The sequence below is a fragment of the Nonomuraea sp. NPDC049655 genome, assembly GCF_044465465.1.
GTDB lineage: Bacteria > Actinomycetota > Actinomycetes > Streptosporangiales > Streptosporangiaceae > Nonomuraea.
Map to the genome: position 1 here is coordinate 294,014 of NZ_JBITLS010000016.1, position 16,201 is coordinate 310,214.

Sequence of the window (16,201 nt, forward strand, 5' to 3'; positions counted from 1 at the left end):
ACATCTCCAGTGCCGCGAATACCGGGGACACGCGGGGGTAGTCGGCGCGCTGGTCACATAACAGACCGCCCCAAAAGCCGCAAGCCACGAAACCCACTCACCTGGGCGCGCCGGCCGTCAGCTAAGTGACATCCACACTTAGGGCTTCCTTACTTACGATGGCGTAGGTTACGGTGGCGTAGCCTGGACATTCATCCTCATACATGTCGTTGGAGGTAGCCCATGACCGTTCTCGCCGAGCGTTCCTCCCCCGCCCCGAAGCCCGACTTCGAACCCGAACCGAAGTCCAGGGCAGAGATCATCACGTTCGCACTCGTGGTCGGACTGCCCCTGGTCGCGCTCGCGGCGGCGGTCCCGCTGGCCTGGGGATGGGGACTCGGCTGGACGGACATCGTCATCGCCTTCGTCTTCTACGTCGTCTCCGGGCTCGGCGTCACCGTCGGGCTCCACCGCTACTTCACGCACGGCTCGTTCAAGGCCAAGCGGCCGCTGAAGATCGCGTTGGGCATCGCGGGCAGCCTGTCGCTGGAGATGTCCGTGCTGGACTGGGTGGCCACGCACCGCAAGCACCACAAGTTCTCCGACAAGGAGGGCGACCCGCACTCGCCGTGGCGCTTCGGCCCCGGCTTCAGGTCGATGTCCAAGGGCCTGCTGTACGCCCACATGGGCTGGCTGTTCGAGAGCGAGCGCACCAACCGCGAGAAGTACGCCCCCGACCTGTGCAAGGACGAGGACATCCAGAAGCTGCACAAGTGGTTCCCCACGCTGGCCCTGGTCTCCGTCCTGCTGCCCGGCGTGCTCGGCCTGCTGCTGACCTGGTCCTGGCAGGGCGGCCTGACCGCGCTGTTCTGGGGCTCGCTGATCCGCATCGGCCTGCTGCACCACGTGACCTGGTCGATCAACTCGATCTGCCACGTCTTCGGCGAGGAGTCCTTCCAGACGCGTGACAAGTCGCGCAACGTCTGGTGGCTGGCCATCCCGTCGTTCGGCGAGTCCTGGCACAACCTGCACCACTCCGACCCCACCTGCGCCCGGCACGGCGCGCTCAAGGGCCAGATCGACCTCAGCGCCGGCCTGATCCGCCTGTTCGAACGGGCGGGCTGGGTGTACGACGTGCGCTGGCCGACGCCAGAACGCCTGGCGGCGAAGCGCATTGCCTGACGAGAATCAGCCGATGAACGGCCATTCGTCCGTGGCCGTCATTATGGAACCCGTGACCGAACCCCGATCTCGCAGGCGCATGTCCGGTAGAGAGCGCAGAGAGCAGCTGATCCGGATCAGCCGCACGCTGTTCGCCGAGAAGGGGTTCGACGGGACCTCTATAGAGGAGATAGCCGCCACCGCGCAGGTGTCGAAGCCTGTGGTGTACGAGCATTTCGGCGGCAAGGAAGGCGTCTACGCGGTCGTCGTCGACCGCGAGATGCAGAAGCTGCTGGGCATGATCACCTCGGCCCTCGCCGCCTCCCACTCCCTCATCAAGCTGGAGCGGGCCGCCCTGGCCCTGCTCCAGTACATCGAGGAGAGCAGCGAGGGCTTCCGCATCCTGGTGCGCGACTCGCACGCGGCCTCGGGCACGGGCACGTTCGCCAGCCTGATCAGCGAGATCGCCAGCCAGGTCGAGGACGTCCTGGCCGACGAGTTCGCCGGCCGCGGCTACGACCCCAAGCTCGCCCCGATGTACGCCCAGATGCTGGTCGGCATGGTCGCGCTGACCGGCCAGTGGTGGCTGGACGTGCGCAAGCCGGGCCGCGAGGAGGTCGCCGCGCACCTGGTGAACCTGGCCTGGAACGGACTGACCGGGCTCAACCCGAGCCCGGTCATCTCGGTTGCCACCCGCAACCAGGCCGCCGCCGCCGCCAAACCGCGCGTCAGCGACAAGGATCTGCGCGAATTCGAGAAGGCCCGCGAGAAGGAGCTCAAGGAAGCCGAGAAGCTTCGCCAGCGAGAGTTGCGTGACGCGGAGAAAGCCCGGGTACGAGAGTTGAAGGAGCGCGAGCGGCTGCTGAAGGAGGCGGAGAAGGCCCGCGAGCGCGAGGAGAAGATCCGTCAGCGGGAGGCCAGGCTCGCCGAGCGCGCCGCACGCCTGGAGCAGGCCGAACAGCCAGAGTGAGTTCGTTGCGGCTACGTTAACGTTCCGTTCAACCAATCGGGGCAATATAGGCCATATGTCCGCGGAACCGCTGCAATCGGGAAACGACCTGCCCCTGCCACAGGAGCGGTTCCTCAACCGCGAGGAGAGCTGGCTCCAGTTCAACGAGCGCGTCCTCGAACTGGCCGAGGACCCGTCGGTCCCGCTGCTCGAACGGGTGCGCTTCCTGGCCATCTTCGCCAGCAACCTGGACGAGTTCTTCCGCGTACGGGTGGCCGGCCTCAAGCGGCGCATGGCCACCGGGCTGCTGCTGCGCACCAAGAGCGGGCTGAAGCCGCGCGAGGAGCTGGCCCGGATCGCCACGATCGCCGACTCCCTGGCCAAGCGGCACGCCGCCGCCTTCCACGACCGCGTCTGCCCCCAGCTCGCGACCGAGGGCATCGAGATCGTCCGGTGGGACGACCTGGGCCGCGAGGAGCGCACGGAGCTGCGCAAGCTGTTCAGGGAGCGGATCAGGCCGGTGCTGACGCCGCTGGCGGTCGATCCGGCGCACCCGTTCCCCTACATCTCCGGGCTCAGCCTCAACCTGGCCGTGCTGGTGCGCAACCCGATCACCGACCACACCGTCTTCGCGCGGGTGAAGGTGCCCTCGCAGCTCCCCCGGTTCGTGCCGGCGTCGAAGGACCGGTTCGTGCCGCTGGAGGACGTCATCGCGGCGCACCTCGGCCAGCTCTTCAAGGGCATGGAGATCCTCCAGCACCACGTCTTCCGCGTCACCAGGAACGAAGACCTCGACGTCGACGAGGACGTCACCGAGAACCTCATGCAGGCGCTGGAGAAGGAGCTGCTCAAGCGGCGGTTCGGGCCGCCCGTGCGGCTGGAGGTCGAGGAGACGATCACGCCGGAGGTGCTGGCCCCGCTCATCGAGGAGCTGGAACTGGCCCCGCACGAGATCTACCGGCTGCCCGGCCCGCTCGACCTGACCGGCCTGCACGCCATCGCCGACCTCGACCGCGGCGAGCTGAGCTTCCGCCCGTTCGTGCCGGCCGAGGTGATCAACGCCGAGGACGACCTCTTCTCCACCCTGCGCGAGCGCGACGTGCTGCTGCACCACCCGTACGACTCGTTCGCGACCAGCGTGCAGCGTTTCATCGAGGTGGCCGCGGCCGACCCGCGGGTGCTGGCGATCAAGCAGACCCTCTACCGGACCAGCGGCGAGTCCCCCATCGTCGACGCGCTGATCGACGCGGCCGAGGCGGGCAAGCAGGTCGTCGTGGTCGTGGAGATCAAGGCCCGTTTCGACGAGCACGCCAACATCTCCTGGGCCAGGAAGCTGGAGCGGGCCGGCTGCCACGTGGTCTACGGCGTGGTCGGCCTGAAGACCCACTGCAAGCTGGCCCTCGTCGTACGGCAGGAGCCCTCGGGCGAGCTGCGCCGCTACTGCCACATCGGCACCGGCAACTACAACCCCAAGACGGCCCGCCAGTACGAGGACTTCGGCCTGCTCACCGCCGACCCGCTGGTGGGCGAGGACGTCACCGACCTGTTCATCCACCTGACCGGCTACTCCAACCACTCGGCCTACCGCCGGCTGCTGGTCGCGCCGCACTCGATGCGCAGCGGCCTGCTGGCCAGGATCGACCGCGAGATCGCCCACCAGCAGGCGGGCCGCCCGGCGCGGATCAGGATCAAGACGAACTCGCTGGTGGACGAGCCGATCATCGACGCGCTCTACCGGGCGTCCAGGGCGGGGGTGCCGGTGGACCTGTGGGTGCGCGGTATCTGCATCCTTCGCCCAGGAATCCCCAATTTGTCCGAAAATATCCGCGTAAGGTCGGTCTTGGGGCGCTTTTTGGAGCATTCCCGCGTGTACGAGTTCGGCCTCGGCAGGCGTCCCGAGGTGTGGATCGGCAGCGCCGACCTGATGCGCAGGAATCTCGACCGCCGGGTCGAGGCCCTGGTCAAGGTGACCTCCCAGCAGCACAAGGCGTACCTGATCGAGCTGATGGACCTGGCCATGGCCGACACCACGAACGCGTGGTGGCTCAACTCCGACGGCACCTGGATCCGCCACCAGGGCGAGGACCTGCAGAGCCATCTCATCGGCACCAGGCGATGGAGGACCGTTGACGACTGACCTGCTCCGGGCCGCCGGAGCCGTGGTCTGGAGGGGCGCGGAGAGCAGCCCCGAGGTGGCGGTGATCCACCGACCGCGCTACGACGACTGGACCTTCCCCAAGGGCAAGCTGGAGAGCGGCGAGCACGTCATCGCCGCCGCCCTGCGCGAGGTCACCGAGGAGACTGGCCTGACGGCCGTCCTGGGCCGGGCCCTGCCGCCGATCCACTACCTCAGCGGCGGCCGGCTCAAGCGCGTCGACTACTGGACGGCGCGGGTCGCCTCCGACGCCGGCTTCGAGCCGGGCGACGAGGTCGACGGGCTGCGCTGGCTGCCCGTCGACCGGGCTCGCGAGCTGCTGACCTACGAGTGGGACGCCGGGCTGCTGCGCGCCCTGGCCGCCGCGCCGCTCGCGACCGTGCCGCTGGTGCTCGTCCGGCACGCCACGGCCGGGTCCAGGAGCCGGTGGGACGGCGACGACGCGCTGCGCCCGCTGGACGACCACGGCGGCTCCCAGGCCGCCGCCCTGGCCACCGTGCTGCCCGCCTACCGGCCCGAGCTGCTGGTCAGCTCGCCCAGCCGGCGGTGCGTCCAGACACTGGAGCCGTACGGGGCCGAGATCAGGACCGAGATCAGGACCGAGCCGCTGCTCAGCGAGGAGGGCCAGGACCCGCACAAGACGCCGGACCTGGTCGGCGACCTCGCCGTGCCCGCCGCCGTGTGCAGCCACGGCAAGGTCCTGCCACACCTGATCCACGCGCTGAGCGGCAAGGACGTGCACCTGCGCAAGGGCGCGTTCGCGGTGCTGCACCGGGTCGGCGGGCACGTCGTCGGCGTGGAGCGCTACGCGACCTGACGGCTCACCAGGTGACCGGCAGACGGGCGAACCCCTGGGTGATCCTGCCCTCGTTGCGCGGCAGCTCGGCGACGGGGACGGCCAGGCGCAGCCCGGGGAGCCGCTGGAACAGCCGGCTGAACACCGCCTCCAGCTCCACCCTGGCCAGGCTCGCGCCGATGCAGAACCGCGGGCCGTACCCGAAGGCGAGATGCGGGTCGGCCGGAGGACGGCCGATGACGAAGGTGTCGGGATCGGGATAGACCTGTTCGTCCCGGTTCGCCACGCCGGTATTGAGGACGACGGCCTCGCCGCGGCGGATCGTGCGGCCGTCGATCTCGATGTCCTCGTGGGCGTACCTGGGCAGGCCGTGCAGGCTCGGCACGGCCATGCGCAGGATCTCCTCGACCGCGGCGGGCGCGAGCCCGGGGTCCGACCGCAGCAGGTCGAGCTGGCCGGGGTTGGCCAGCAGCAGGAGCACGCCGTGGTCGATGCGGTTGACCGTGGTCTCGTGCCCGGCGAACAGCAGACCGGCGGCCAGCTCGGCGATCTTGCCGTCGTCGTCCAGCTCGCCCGCCAGGTCCGACAGGACGTCCTCGGCCGGTTCGTGCCGTTTGCAGGCGATCAGCCCGGCCATGTAGGCGCTCAGCTCCGCCCGTGCCGCGACGCCGGCCGCCTCGTCCTGGAGGTCCGCCATGCGGGCGGACACGCCGCTGAAGTACTCCCTGTCCTCGTACGGGACGCCGAGCAGCCGGCAGATGACCAGCACGGGCAGCGGGAAGGAGAGCTCGGCGTGCAGGTCGGCCGGCGGCGTGAGGCCGGCCAGGCGGTCCAGCCGCTCCTCGACCAGGACGCCGACCTCGCCGGCCAGCCGCCTCATCCGCCGGGCCGAGAAGGAGGGCGCGAGCAGCTTACGCAGGCGCTCGTGGTCGGCCTTCTCGGTGGCGGCCTCGCCCTGCGGCCCGCCGAGCAGGGCCGAGTTCGACACGCGCGGCGCGCGCTCGGGCTCGGGGTGGGAACGTCCCAGCCGGCTGTCGGTGAACAGCCTGCGTGCCTGCTCATAGTCGGTGACCAGCCAGACCTCGTCGCCCACCGAGGTGCGCACCCGCGCGATGCCCTCCCTCGCCCGCAGCTCCCGGTAGGCCGACGGGACTTCGAGGGGGTCGCTGCGCGCGAAGGGTATTGCCGGAAGGTTCGTCATAGAACCTTCTTAACCGCCTTCACGGTTTCCGCCCAGACTCTGGGGAAATCGGCCTCGGCACGTTCGGCGGTGTTGCGTTCGATCCCGATCAGCAGCCCGTACGTGAAGGTGTCCTCGCCCGCCTGCCGGGCGCCCTCGGCCTCCTTGGCCAGCGTCTCCTGTGCGACCACGCCGTCCCGGTGCGCCCCCAGCACCTCCTGGACGTTCTCGGCCAGCTCGGCCAGCCTGGCCATGCCCTTGCCGAGGGTGGGTTCGAGGGCTTCGGCGGTGTATCGAGCGCGTTTGGCCGCCTTCCGGACGTCGTGCAGGGCGATCTCGCGGCGTCCGGCGTCCTCGGTGGCCTGGGCGGTCTCGTACGCCCTGGTCACGCGGTCCCAGCCGGCGGCGGCGAGGGCGGTGAGCTTGTCCTTCGCCGGCTTGGCGGCGGCCTTGCCCAGTTCGGGGGTGGCGATCAGGGCGTCGAGGGCGTCCAGGAGGGCGTAGTAGCGGTCGCCGCTGAGCGCGTCCTTGATGCGCTCGTACGCCTCCTGCTCGCGGACGCGCAGGTCCGCGCCGAGCCGGGTCTGGATGGGGCCGGTGACCAGCTCGGGGGCGAGGCCGGACAGCTCCCCGGCGAACCTGGCCCTGATCACCTCCAGGTCGCGGGCCTCGCCGAGCACCGTGCCGAGCCAGCGCAGCTCCTCCTGGACCTGCTCCGTGCCGGTCACCACCGACTTGAACGCCTTGAGCGCGCTGCGCAGCCTGCGCGAGGCCACCCGCATCTGGTGGACGGCGTCCTCCTCCGCCCTGCGCACCCGCGGATCCTGGCTGAGGAGGGCGGCGACCTGGCCCGACAGGTAGTCGATGACGGTCTCGCCCGCCGTGCCGGGTTCGGTGGCGGCCCTGGCGGGCGGGGCGGGTTCGAGGAGCCGGGCGAGCTTGCTGGCGCTGCCCGCCGGGCTCGCGCCCGCCTTGCGCAGCCGTTTGCCGACCTTGGCCAGCAGGTCGCGCCGGTCCTCGGCCAGGAGCTCGGCCTCGACCTCGCGCCACCGCAGCACCTTGCCGTCCCGGTGGACGGTGCCCTTCACCCGGTCGTCGGCGATCTCGACCAGCCGGGTGCCGCCGTCGTGCAGCAGGGTGACGCTGCGTCGGGTGTCGAGCTCGGCCACCACCTGGAGCTCCGCGCCCCTGGCGTAGGCCCGGACGAGTTCGGCCAGCTCCGGCGGCACGACCTTGGTGCTACGGGTGAGCGGGCACGTGATCTCCTGGCGCACGCCCCTGGCCTTGGGCAGCTTCAGGTGCCAGCCCGCGTCGTCGCCGCCGCGCCTGCGTCTGAGCGTGACGCCGCGCGCGGCCAGCCGCAGATCGGCCGTGTCGTAGTAGAGCGCCACGAGCTGATGACTGCGCGGGCCCGTGACCTGGGCCAGGCTACTCAGGTCCGGGATCGTGTAGTCGGTCGGAACGTCGAACTTGTCCTCGATCTCGATGCCCACTGCACCTCACAAGTGTCCGATATCGGACCATGATGCCACCTGCAGGTGAACATCACACGGCCTGCAGGAGCTCGATGCGGTTGCCCACGGGGTCCGTGACGTAGATGCGGCGGTAGCCCGGGAAGAGGTCGTCGGGCACCGCGCCGGGGATCCTGGCGGCGTAGGCGTCGAGGTCCTCGACCAGGAACGCCGGGTGGGCCTTGCGTGCGGGCCTGAAGTCGTCCTCGATGCCCAGGTGGATCTCCACGCCGTCGCCGCGGAACCAGGCGCCGCCGCGTTTGGCCAGCTCCGGCGGCTTGGGGACCTCGCGCAGGCCGAGCACGTCGCCGTAGAAGGCGCGCAGCTCGGGCTCGCTGCCCTTGGGCGCGGCGAGTTGGACGTGGTGCAGGGCTTTGATCGTCATCTCTGGGTCTCCACGGGTCGTTTCCGGGCCCCGGTCATTTCCGGGCCCCGGTCACTTCTGGGCTCCGGTCACTTCTGGGCGACTACGAAGATTCGGCGGAAGGGGAAGGGGGTGCCGTAGCTTCTGGCCGGGTAGGCCTCGGCGAGCGGCCCGGCCAGGTCGGCCTTGAACCGCCGCTGCTCCGCCGGGTCGAGCCGGTCGAAGATCGGGCGCAGGGCCGTGCCGGAGACCCAGTCGAGGACCGGGTTCTCGCCCTGGAGCAGGTGCACGTACGTGGTCTCCCAGGCGTCCACCTGGCAGCCGCCGTCGTTGAGGAAGTCGAGATACTGGACCGGGTCGTCCACCGGGTTGGCCCTGTTGAGGTCGCTGAGCCGGTCGGACCAGGCGCGGGAGGCGCACAGCTCGCGGATGGCGACGTGGCTCGGGGCGTCGAAGTTGCCCGGCACCTGGAAGGCCAGCCAGCCGCCGGGGGCCAGCTCCTCCAGCCAGTGTTCGAGCACGCCGTGGTGGGAGGGCACCCACTGCAGGACGGCGTTGGAGACGATCACGTCCATGGGGCGGTCGGGGTGCCAGGTGTCGACGTCGGCCACGGCGAAATGCACCGAGCCGGTGAGCTTACGGGCCTTGCTGATCATCGCGGGCGAGGCGTCGAAGCCCTCGACGGTGGCGTCCGGCCAGCGTTCGGCCAGCATGACGGTGAGTTCGCCGCTGCCGCAGCCCGCGTCCACGACATAATCGGGAGCCACCGCACCGACTCTGGATATCAGCTCGATGAACGGCCGCGACCGCTCGTCGGCGTAGACGGCGTAGGTCACCGGGTCCCAGATATCTCTTGACATAGAGATAATTGATATCGAGAGAGATATCTCGATGTCAAGACAGTAGACTCTGTGTCATGACGCCACAGGATGACGAGGTCGACCGGCTGGTCGCGGCATGGCGGATCGAGCGGCCCGATCTCGACGTCGAGCCCCTCCAGGTCCTCTCCAGGGTGTCACGGCTGGCCAAACATCTCGACCGCGCCAGGCGGGCGGCGTTCGCCGAACATGATCTGGAACCTTGGGAGTTCGACGTGCTCACCGCGTTGCGGCGGGCCGGGAAGCCGTACGAGCTGAGCCCCGGGGCCCTGCTGCGGGCCACATTGGTGACGTCCGGGACGATGACCAACCGCATCGACCGGCTCGCGCAGGCGGGTCTGGTGCGGCGGCGGCCCGACCCCGAGGACCGGCGCGGCGTGCTGGTGTCGCTGACGGACACGGGGGTGGCGCGGGTGGACGCGGCGTTCGCCGACCTGCTGCGGCGTGAGCGCGACCTGCTCTCCGGCCTCCAACCCGCCGACCAGCGTTCCCTCGCCGCCCTCCTCCGCCTGCTCCTCGCCCCCTTCGACTCCCCCCAATAACCCCTCTAGAAGGTTTTACGCACGCTCTTCCGGCGGGCGCGGCGGCGGACGGCCCATTTCGGGAGCCTCAGGGGCACGGCCGCCCGGCGACCGGGGCTTCAGGGCCACGGCCGCCCGGCGACGGAGGCCGCCACGTCGGCCATTGCCTTGCGACCCCCGCACGGCGACGGCGCCCGGCCGGTCAGCCGACGCCCACTCCCAGGCGGCCGTCGAACCGGCGCGAACCCTCGCGTGCGAGAGCGTGGCGAGGGTCAGTCGCCGAGGCGGTCGGCCACTTCGAGCCATTCCGCCTCGACGGTGTCCTTCTGGGCCAGGACGTCGCGGAGCTGGGCGTCGAGGGAGCCCAGCTTGGCGTAGTCGCTGGCGGCTTCGGCCATGGCGGCGTGCAGGCGGGCCTCCTGGTCGCCGAGCTTGTCGAGCTGGCGTTCCAGGCGGTTGAGTTCCTTGCGGAGCTCGCGTTCCTCCTTGGCCGACAGCCCGGCCTCCGGCTGCGCGCCGGACGACGCCGCGACCGGGGCCGGAGCACCGGACGCCGGGGCAGGCGCGCTGCCGATACGGGCGGTCACCGCCGTGCCGGCGCTGCGGCGTTCGAGGTATTCGTCGACCCCGCCCGGCAGCATCACCAGCTTGCCGTCACCCAGCAGGGCCACGCACCGGTCGGTCACCCGCTCCAGGAAGTAGCGGTCGTGGCTCACCAGGATCAGCGTGCCCGGCCAGCCGTCCAGCAGGTCTTCGAGCTCGTTGAGCGTCTCGATGTCGAGGTCGTTGGTGGGCTCGTCGAGGAGCAGCACGTTGGGGTCGTCCATCAGCAGGCGCAGCAGCTGAAGCCGCCGCCGCTCGCCGCCGGACAGGTCGCCGATGACCTTCCACTGCGCGTCGCCCTTGAAGCCCAGACGCTCCAGCAACTGGGACGCCGTCCACTCCCGCTTGCCCAGCTGGAGGTACTTGCGGATCTCCTCCACCGACTCCAGCACCCGCCGCGACGGGTCGAGCTCGGTCAACTCCTGGGACAGATGCGCCAGACGTACGGTCTTGCCCCGGATCACCCGGCCCGAGTCCGGCTGGACGCCGTCGGCGAGCAACCGCAGCACCGACGACTTGCCCGACCCGTTGACGCCGATCAGGCCGATCCGGTCGCCCGGCCCGAACTGCCACGTGCAGTGATCGAGCACCAGCGGCCCGTCACCGGGGCCGCCCGCGTGCAGGGTGACGTCTTCCAGGTCGTAGACGGTCTTGCCGAGCCTGGCCGCGGCGAACCGCATCAGCTCGACGGTCTCCCGCGCCGGCGGCTCGTTCGCGATCAGGGCCTGCGCGGCGTCGATCCGGAACTTCGGCTTGGACGTGCGGGCGGGCGGACCGCGCCGCAGCCAGGCGATCTCCTTGCGCATGAGGTTCTGGCGGCGTTCCTCTGCCGCCTGCGCGATGCGCGCCCGCTCGGCCTTGGCCAGCACGTACGCGGCGTAGCCGCCCTCGTAGCGCTCGACCCGGCCGTCGACGACCTCCCACGTGCGGGTGGAGACGGCGTCGAGGAACCAGCGGTCGTGGGTCACGACCAGCAGGGCGCTCTTCCTGGTCGCCAGGTGGGCGGCGAGCCAGGCGATCGCCTCGATGTCGAGGTGGTTGGTGGGCTCGTCGAGCATGACCAGGTCGTGGTCGTCGATGAGCAGACGGGCCAGCGCCGTACGCCTGCGCTCGCCACCGGACAGCGCGGCGGCCTTGGCGCTGAGGTCGAGGTCGCCGATCAGGTTCGCCAGGATCTCGCGGACCTGCTGGTCACCTGCCCATTCGTGCTCAGCCCTGTCCCCCAGGACGAGCTGGGTCACGGTGGCCTCGGGGTCGAGGGTGTCCTGCTGGGACAGGAACCCGACCCGCAGCCCGCGCGTGTGGGTGACCCGGCCGCTGTCGGGACGCACGTCACCGGCGATGACCGACATCAGGGTCGTCTTACCGCCCCCGTTGCGGCCGACGACGCCGATGCGCTCCCCGGCCTCGATGCCCAGGGAGACGTCGCTGAGGAGCGGCTTGGGCCCGTAGGCGTGGGAGACCGACTCAAGGTTGACCAGATTCATGACGTGTCCAGGGTATCGGTCCCCTCAACCGCTTCCCGACGCCCACGACGTCCCTTGATCGTCTACGGGCCAGGGATTGCCGGACCGAATGCCCGTCTTGAGCGCCAGGCTCACGTCCGTCCCCTGGAGGCGTCGCCCCCGCGCGATGAAGCGTCGGCCCGTCACCCGATGGGAAGGTGCACGCGATGCCGGCCCCCTCACACCGCCCGTCCGTGATCAGCAGGTCCGTACGAGCCCCGAACCCGACCGCAGGTCAGAGCAGGGTGGCGCCGGTTACGGGGCCGTGGGCGGCGACCGTGGTGGTGGCGGCGCCTGTGGCGGTGAGGCTGTTGGCGAGGTCGCGGGCGTGGGTGGCGTCGATGGCCAGGAAGGCGCACGTGGGGCCGGAGCCGGAGACGATCGCGCCCAGCGCGCCGTGCTGGCGCCCGCTGTCGAGGGTCGTGGCGAGCTCGGGACGCAGGGCCAGGGCGGCGGCCTGGAGGTCGTTGCTCAGGTGGGCGCCCAGGGCGTACGCGTCGCCGGTGCCGAGGGCCTCGATGAGCGGGGCGTCGAGCTCGGGCCAGGGCACGCGGGCGTTCGAAGCCTCGCGCTGGCGGTCGCACTCCGCGTAGACCTTGGCGGTCGAGAGGCCGCCGTCGGCCAGCGCGAACACCCAGTGGAACGTGCCGCCCGTGGGCAGCTCGCTGAGCTGCTCGCCGCGGCCGGTGCCGACCGCGGTGCCGCCGAGCAGCGAGAACGGCACGTCGCTCCCCAGGTCTCCGGCGATCTCCATGAGGTCCTCGAAGGGCAGGCCCAGCCCCCAGAGCTCGTTGCAGGCCACGAGCGCCCCCGCCGCGTCGGCGCTGCCGCCCGCCATGCCGCCGGCGACCGGGATGGCCTTCTCGATGATCAGATCGGCGCCGTACGAGCGGCCGGCGTGCTTGGCGAGGGCGCGGGCGGCGCGGATGGCGAGGTTGTCGTCGTCGACGGGCACCTGGTCGGACCATCTGCCGTTGACCGTGACGGTGATCGACTCGGCCTCCTTCGCGACCACCTCATCGAAGATCGACACTGCGTGGAAGACATTGACCAGGTCGTGGTAGCCATCTTCCCGGAGCGGGCCGACTGAAAGCTGCACGTTGACCTTCGCGGGCACACGTACGGTCACCGAACTCATCGATCTTCTGCCACTTTCATCGCTTGCCGGGGTCAAGGACACTCGATGTTATCGGGGTGGGGTGCGCTGACATGCGGTTCTCGGAATTAGACGTGTGAGATGACCGACTGCGGGCCACGCAGAGTGAGGTTCGTCCTCCTTTCGGCCGATCAGGTGGTCATACGCCGACATTGCCGTCTTTCTGCCACCGCCTTCTCTTCGGGCCGACCTTCTCTCCGGAACGGCGCCTTGCCCTCTCTGGGCGTCGCCGATGGCCCGGACCGCCCCGGGGAAGCGGCTTCGGCGGCGTCGCGGCCGTTGTGGGCGGTGGTGCAACAGGCGGGCTGGTGCCGGACATTTACCACTGTGTCCGGCACCCTTCGCTAGGAGAACTTGTGACACAGCGAGATCGCTTCGAGGCGGTCTACGACACGTACTACCCGGCGATACAGCAGTACGCCGCCCGCCGTACCAGCTCGCCCGAGGACACGGCAGACGTGCTCGCCGAGACGTTCCTCATCGCGTGGCGGCGGATCGGCGACGTCCCCCAAGGGGATAAGGCGTTGCTGTGGTTGTACGGCGTGGCCCGGCGGGTGCTGGCCAACCAGCAGCGCGGCGCCTCGCGGCGGGCTGTGCTGGCCGAACGCCTCCGCGACGAACTGGCCGCCGCCCGGACGGTGACGCCGGTTGAGCTCGACCACGTGCGCAGGGCGTTCGACGAACTACCCGAACGGGACCGCGAGGTGCTGGCGCTGGCGTGCTGGGAGGGGCTGAGCGGCGAGCAGATCGCCCAGGTCATGGGATGTACGGCGATCGCCGCCCGTACCCGGTTGCATCGTGCGCGCAGACGGCTGGCGGCGCTGCTGGAGCGGCAGCCGTCCCGGACGATGGTGATGAGGAAGGCATGAACGACATAGACGATCTGGTGAAGGCCATCGATCCCGCTCCGCAGGCGCTTCCTCAGGGATCCGGCGCGCGCGAGCTGCGCGACGCGATCATGGCGGCCGAGCCGCGACGGGCACGCCGCCTGCCGCTCCCCCGTCTACGGATCCTCTGGGCGCCGGTGGCGACGGCCGTGGTCGTCGCCTTGGTCGTCACGCTGGTCACGAGCTTGACCGCTGCTCCGCCCGTGCTCACGCCGTCGAGGCCCAACCAGGAGTTGTACGACCTCGCTGACAGGATCGAGAAGCTGCCCGCAAGCAGCGGCGCGTACTGGCGCGATGTTCGGATCGAGGGCAACGCCTGGTCGGCCGGCGGCGGGTACACGATCATGGTGGCCGAGCGCCGGGAGACCTGGCAGCCGCGCGATCCCACCGACGTGGTGATCAGGCAATGGTCGCCGGCCATCGCCCGCCCGGTCACGGTCGCGGACGAACGTGCCTGGCGCGCTTCGGGGGCACCCGCCCAGGTGGCGGGCCCTTGCTACGGCGGCGGCAGAACGTCGTGCCGTCCGGTACCGATGAGCGATGGGGATGTCGTGGACGGGCTGCCGTCGGCTCGTGGCGGCGAGGCCAAGTCGATCACCGGTGTGGACGGTTCCAAGGGTTGCGTGTACAGCGCGGGGCTGGAACCTAACGGGGTTTATCCGGATATGACGGTCGCCGAGTTCACCATGGCGGACCTGTCCGTGTTCCCTGCTCGCCCTGACGAACTGATGAGGCGGCTGCACGTCTACCACGAGCTCTCGACGGCGCGCGGGTTCGCCCAGTCCTTCCAGGAGTTTCTGCCCGTCACCGTGAACCTTCTGGCCATGCCGCTCGGGCCTGCCCAACGTGCGGCGGTCATCCGGGTGCTGGCCGGGTTGCCGTCCACCAAGGTGGTCGGCACGGTCGGGGACCCGCTGGGCAGAGCCGGGCTTTCGGTGGACCTCGGCGGCACCGGGAGCCAACTGCTCTCGCCGGGCAGGGCGGTGACCGTCCGCGACAGGCACATCCTCGATCCCGTGACGGGTCAGTTGCTCGCATCGGTCTCCTACGCGGCTCGTACGGCTGCGGGTGCGAGGGAGGGCGAGGTCGTGAGCTATCGGGCACGCGGCCCCGAATCCGGCTGGACCGGCCCGCCGGCTCCGGCATCCAGGGAGTGCAAGCGGGGCAGATGACCGGGCCTGGAGTGGTGGTGCCGCGTCGGCCTCCTTCGTCTGATGCCGGCGACCTTCGGGGTCAGGGGTGGTCATGGCGCACCACCACCCGCTTCTGAGAGCTGAACATGCGGGGTTCGGCCGAGACGGACCTGGGTGGCGGCGGGCACGGTGTGCCCCCGTCCGGGACGACGCCCTGCGGGGGCCTTCATGCGGCACTCGTCGATCTGGTTCAGCAGAGTTTGTGGTGGTCGGCATTGGTTCGCCCTTGGGATGCTGAGAGGACTACTTGATGTGGAGGTGCTCGTGTCCGAGGTGACGGTTGTCGAGGTGCCGCAGTGGCGGGGGTCCGGGGCTCGTACGGCTGAGCGGCTGCGGGAGGGGGCCCGGCTGGTTGCGGAGATGGTGGACGCGGATCGTCGGATTCAGGTCGAGGTCGATGACGATGATCTGGTGGTCACTGCTTCCAGGGTTCGGGCTGCGGTCGTCGAGGCTGGGTGGGACGGGCTTCTGGTCACCGCGGGTGGAGACTGCGGTGTCGAGCTGGAGCCGGTGACGGCCGCGCGGCGGAGGTTCGGGGATGGGCTGGTCGTCGTCTGGTTCGATGCGCATGGGGATCTGAACACGCCGGAGTCGTCGCCGTCGGGGGCCTTTCACGGCATGGTCCTGAGGGCGTTGACCGGCGAAGGGCCTGACGGGCTGGTGGCCGGGCAGCCGGTCGGGGCCGGGCAGGTCGTGCTGGCGGGGGTGCGTGATCTGGATCCGGCTGAGGTCGCGTTCGTCGAGGCTCGGGGTGTGCGGTGGGTGCGGGCGGCGGATGCGGAGGCTCTGGTCGAGGCTGTCGGTACTGCGGCTGCGGCGGCGGGCGGGGAGCGGACGGCTGTTTATGTGCATGTCGACTTCGATGTCCTGGATCCGCAGATTTTCGGGAGCGTGGGGTCTCCTACGCCTGAGGGGTTCCGGCCTGAGGAGCTTCTGGAGCTGGTGAGGGCCATCGCGGCGCGGTCCGAGGTGGTGGGGTTGGGGCTCATGGAGTATGAGCCGGCGGGGGCGGAGGATCAGGCGTTGCTCACGTCGGTGGTGAAGGAGTTGGTGGCGGTCTGCGCCGGGCGGTAGGTGGCGCTCGCGGCGGAGCGGTCCTCTTGGGTGCTGGTCGGGGCGAGCGCTCGCCTGCGGTGCTGCTCACGGTCAGTGGTGGGCGCTCGCGGTGCTGGTCAGAGTGAGCGGCAGTCGCCTGCGGCGCTGATCGGGTGGACGGTGAGCGCCCGTAGCGCTGATCAGGGCGAGCGGCAGTCGCCTCAGGGGTAGAAGGTGGGCGCCTGTGGTGCTGGTCAGGGTTGGCCGCAGAGGCCCATGGGACTGCTCGGGGTAAGTGTCTGGTCGCGGCGCTGGTTCGCGGCCCGTG

General features: G+C 70.2%; 14 protein-coding genes. 8 read left to right on the plus strand and 6 right to left on the minus strand.

Going from position 1 to position 16,201, the window contains the following annotated elements; translation table 11 throughout:
* The first annotated feature begins 222 nt into the window (after window positions 1-222).
* The 4 genes from ACIBQ6_RS42190 to ACIBQ6_RS42205 all read left to right on the plus strand — a co-directional run bounded on the left by ACIBQ6_RS42190 (window position 223) and on the right by ACIBQ6_RS42205 (window position 5,061).
* Window positions 223-1,161, plus strand: coding sequence for an acyl-CoA desaturase (locus tag ACIBQ6_RS42190; protein ID WP_358294559.1), 939 nt, complete (start codon window positions 223-225; stop codon window positions 1,159-1,161).
* A 79-nt stretch (window positions 1,162-1,240) separates the two neighbouring features.
* The gene (locus ACIBQ6_RS42195; RefSeq protein WP_358294627.1) at window positions 1,241-2,110 is read left to right on the plus strand and encodes a TetR family transcriptional regulator; all 870 of its coding nucleotides are present in this window, start codon (window positions 1,241-1,243) and stop codon (window positions 2,108-2,110) included.
* Window positions 2,111-2,165: 55 nt separating this feature from the next.
* Window positions 2,166-4,226: an RNA degradosome polyphosphate kinase gene (locus ACIBQ6_RS42200; protein ID WP_358294561.1), complete on the plus strand. Its 2,061-nt coding sequence runs from the start codon at window positions 2,166-2,168 to the stop codon at window positions 4,224-4,226.
* The gene (locus ACIBQ6_RS42205; protein WP_397218590.1) at window positions 4,216-5,061 is read left to right on the plus strand and encodes an NUDIX domain-containing protein; all 846 of its coding nucleotides are present in this window, start codon (window positions 4,216-4,218) and stop codon (window positions 5,059-5,061) included. The genes ACIBQ6_RS42200 and ACIBQ6_RS42205 overlap by 11 nt, the downstream gene beginning before the upstream one ends.
* A gap of 4 nt (window positions 5,062-5,065) precedes the next feature.
* Here ACIBQ6_RS42205 and ACIBQ6_RS42210 read toward each other — a convergent pair whose 3' ends face one another.
* The 4 genes from ACIBQ6_RS42210 to ACIBQ6_RS42225 form a co-directional block, all read right to left on the minus strand.
* Complete coding sequence (locus ACIBQ6_RS42210) at window positions 5,066-6,241, minus strand: cytochrome P450 (protein ID WP_397218591.1); 1,176 nt, start codon at window positions 6,239-6,241, stop codon at window positions 5,066-5,068.
* Window positions 6,238-7,713, minus strand: a complete 1,476-nt coding sequence (locus ACIBQ6_RS42215; protein ID WP_397218592.1) for a CHAD domain-containing protein — start codon at window positions 7,711-7,713, stop codon at window positions 6,238-6,240. The genes ACIBQ6_RS42210 and ACIBQ6_RS42215 overlap by 4 nt, the downstream gene beginning before the upstream one ends.
* 52 nt (window positions 7,714-7,765) lie before the next feature.
* Window positions 7,766-8,116 (minus strand): VOC family protein, encoded by a 351-nt coding sequence (locus tag ACIBQ6_RS42220; RefSeq protein ID WP_397218593.1) that lies wholly within the window; start codon window positions 8,114-8,116, stop codon window positions 7,766-7,768.
* A 68-nt stretch (window positions 8,117-8,184) separates the two neighbouring features.
* Window positions 8,185-8,955 carry a trans-aconitate 2-methyltransferase gene (locus ACIBQ6_RS42225; RefSeq protein WP_358294571.1) on the minus strand — a complete coding sequence of 257 codons (771 nt, stop codon included), beginning with the start codon at window positions 8,953-8,955 and terminating at the stop codon, window positions 8,185-8,187.
* Between the two features lie 56 nt (window positions 8,956-9,011).
* Between ACIBQ6_RS42225 and ACIBQ6_RS42230 the strand changes: the two genes are divergently transcribed.
* Entirely contained in the window at window positions 9,012-9,515 is a 504-nt protein-coding gene (locus tag ACIBQ6_RS42230) for a MarR family transcriptional regulator (protein WP_352321957.1), read from the plus strand.
* A 251-nt stretch (window positions 9,516-9,766) separates the two neighbouring features.
* Here the strand turns inward: ACIBQ6_RS42230 and ACIBQ6_RS42235 are convergent, their stop codons facing one another.
* The gene (locus ACIBQ6_RS42235) at window positions 9,767-11,584 is read right to left on the minus strand and encodes an ABC-F family ATP-binding cassette domain-containing protein (protein ID WP_397218594.1); all 1,818 of its coding nucleotides are present in this window, start codon (window positions 11,582-11,584) and stop codon (window positions 9,767-9,769) included.
* A 253-nt stretch (window positions 11,585-11,837) separates the two neighbouring features.
* On the minus strand, window positions 11,838-12,740 hold the full coding sequence (locus tag ACIBQ6_RS42240) for a 4-(cytidine 5'-diphospho)-2-C-methyl-D-erythritol kinase (protein ID WP_352321954.1): 903 nt from the start codon (window positions 12,738-12,740) through the stop codon (window positions 11,838-11,840).
* 374 nt (window positions 12,741-13,114) lie between these two features.
* Here ACIBQ6_RS42240 and ACIBQ6_RS42245 point away from each other — a divergent pair, with 374 nt between their 5' ends.
* The 3 genes from ACIBQ6_RS42245 (at window position 13,115) to ACIBQ6_RS42255 (ending at window position 15,912) form a co-directional block, all read left to right on the plus strand.
* Window positions 13,115-13,627 (plus strand): sigma-70 family RNA polymerase sigma factor, encoded by a 513-nt coding sequence (locus tag ACIBQ6_RS42245; RefSeq protein WP_358294576.1) that lies wholly within the window; start codon window positions 13,115-13,117, stop codon window positions 13,625-13,627.
* A complete protein-coding gene (locus ACIBQ6_RS42250) occupies window positions 13,624-14,817 on the plus strand; it encodes a hypothetical protein (protein ID WP_397218595.1) in 1,194 nt (397 codons plus the stop codon). Before ACIBQ6_RS42245 ends, ACIBQ6_RS42250 begins: the two co-directional genes overlap by 4 nt.
* 273 nt (window positions 14,818-15,090) lie before the next feature.
* Window positions 15,091-15,912: an arginase family protein gene (locus tag ACIBQ6_RS42255; RefSeq protein WP_397218596.1), complete on the plus strand. Its 822-nt coding sequence runs from the start codon at window positions 15,091-15,093 to the stop codon at window positions 15,910-15,912.
* Window positions 15,913-16,201: the final 289 nt, after the last annotated feature.

Excerpts from the sequence above, each read along its gene's own strand:
- ACIBQ6_RS42190 (WP_358294559.1), top strand. The coding sequence starts at position 223 with ATGACCGTTCTCGCCGAGCGTTCCTCCCCCGCCCCGAAGCCCGACTTC.
- ACIBQ6_RS42195 (WP_358294627.1), top strand. The coding sequence starts at position 1,241 with ATGTCCGGTAGAGAGCGCAGAGAGCAGCTGATCCGGATCAGCCGCACG.
- ACIBQ6_RS42200 (WP_358294561.1), top strand. The coding sequence starts at position 2,166 with ATGTCCGCGGAACCGCTGCAATCGGGAAACGACCTGCCCCTGCCACAG.
- ACIBQ6_RS42210 (WP_397218591.1), bottom strand. The coding sequence starts at position 6,241 with ATGACGAACCTTCCGGCAATACCCTTCGCGCGCAGCGACCCCCTCGAA.
- ACIBQ6_RS42220 (WP_397218593.1), bottom strand. The coding sequence starts at position 8,116 with ATGACGATCAAAGCCCTGCACCACGTCCAACTCGCCGCGCCCAAGGGC.
- ACIBQ6_RS42225 (WP_358294571.1), bottom strand. The coding sequence starts at position 8,955 with ATGTCAAGAGATATCTGGGACCCGGTGACCTACGCCGTCTACGCCGAC.
- ACIBQ6_RS42230 (WP_352321957.1), top strand. The coding sequence starts at position 9,012 with ATGACGCCACAGGATGACGAGGTCGACCGGCTGGTCGCGGCATGGCGG.
- ACIBQ6_RS42235 (WP_397218594.1), bottom strand. The coding sequence starts at position 11,584 with ATGAATCTGGTCAACCTTGAGTCGGTCTCCCACGCCTACGGGCCCAAG.
- ACIBQ6_RS42240 (WP_352321954.1), bottom strand. The coding sequence starts at position 12,740 with ATGAGTTCGGTGACCGTACGTGTGCCCGCGAAGGTCAACGTGCAGCTT.
- ACIBQ6_RS42250 (WP_397218595.1), top strand. The coding sequence starts at position 13,624 with ATGAACGACATAGACGATCTGGTGAAGGCCATCGATCCCGCTCCGCAG.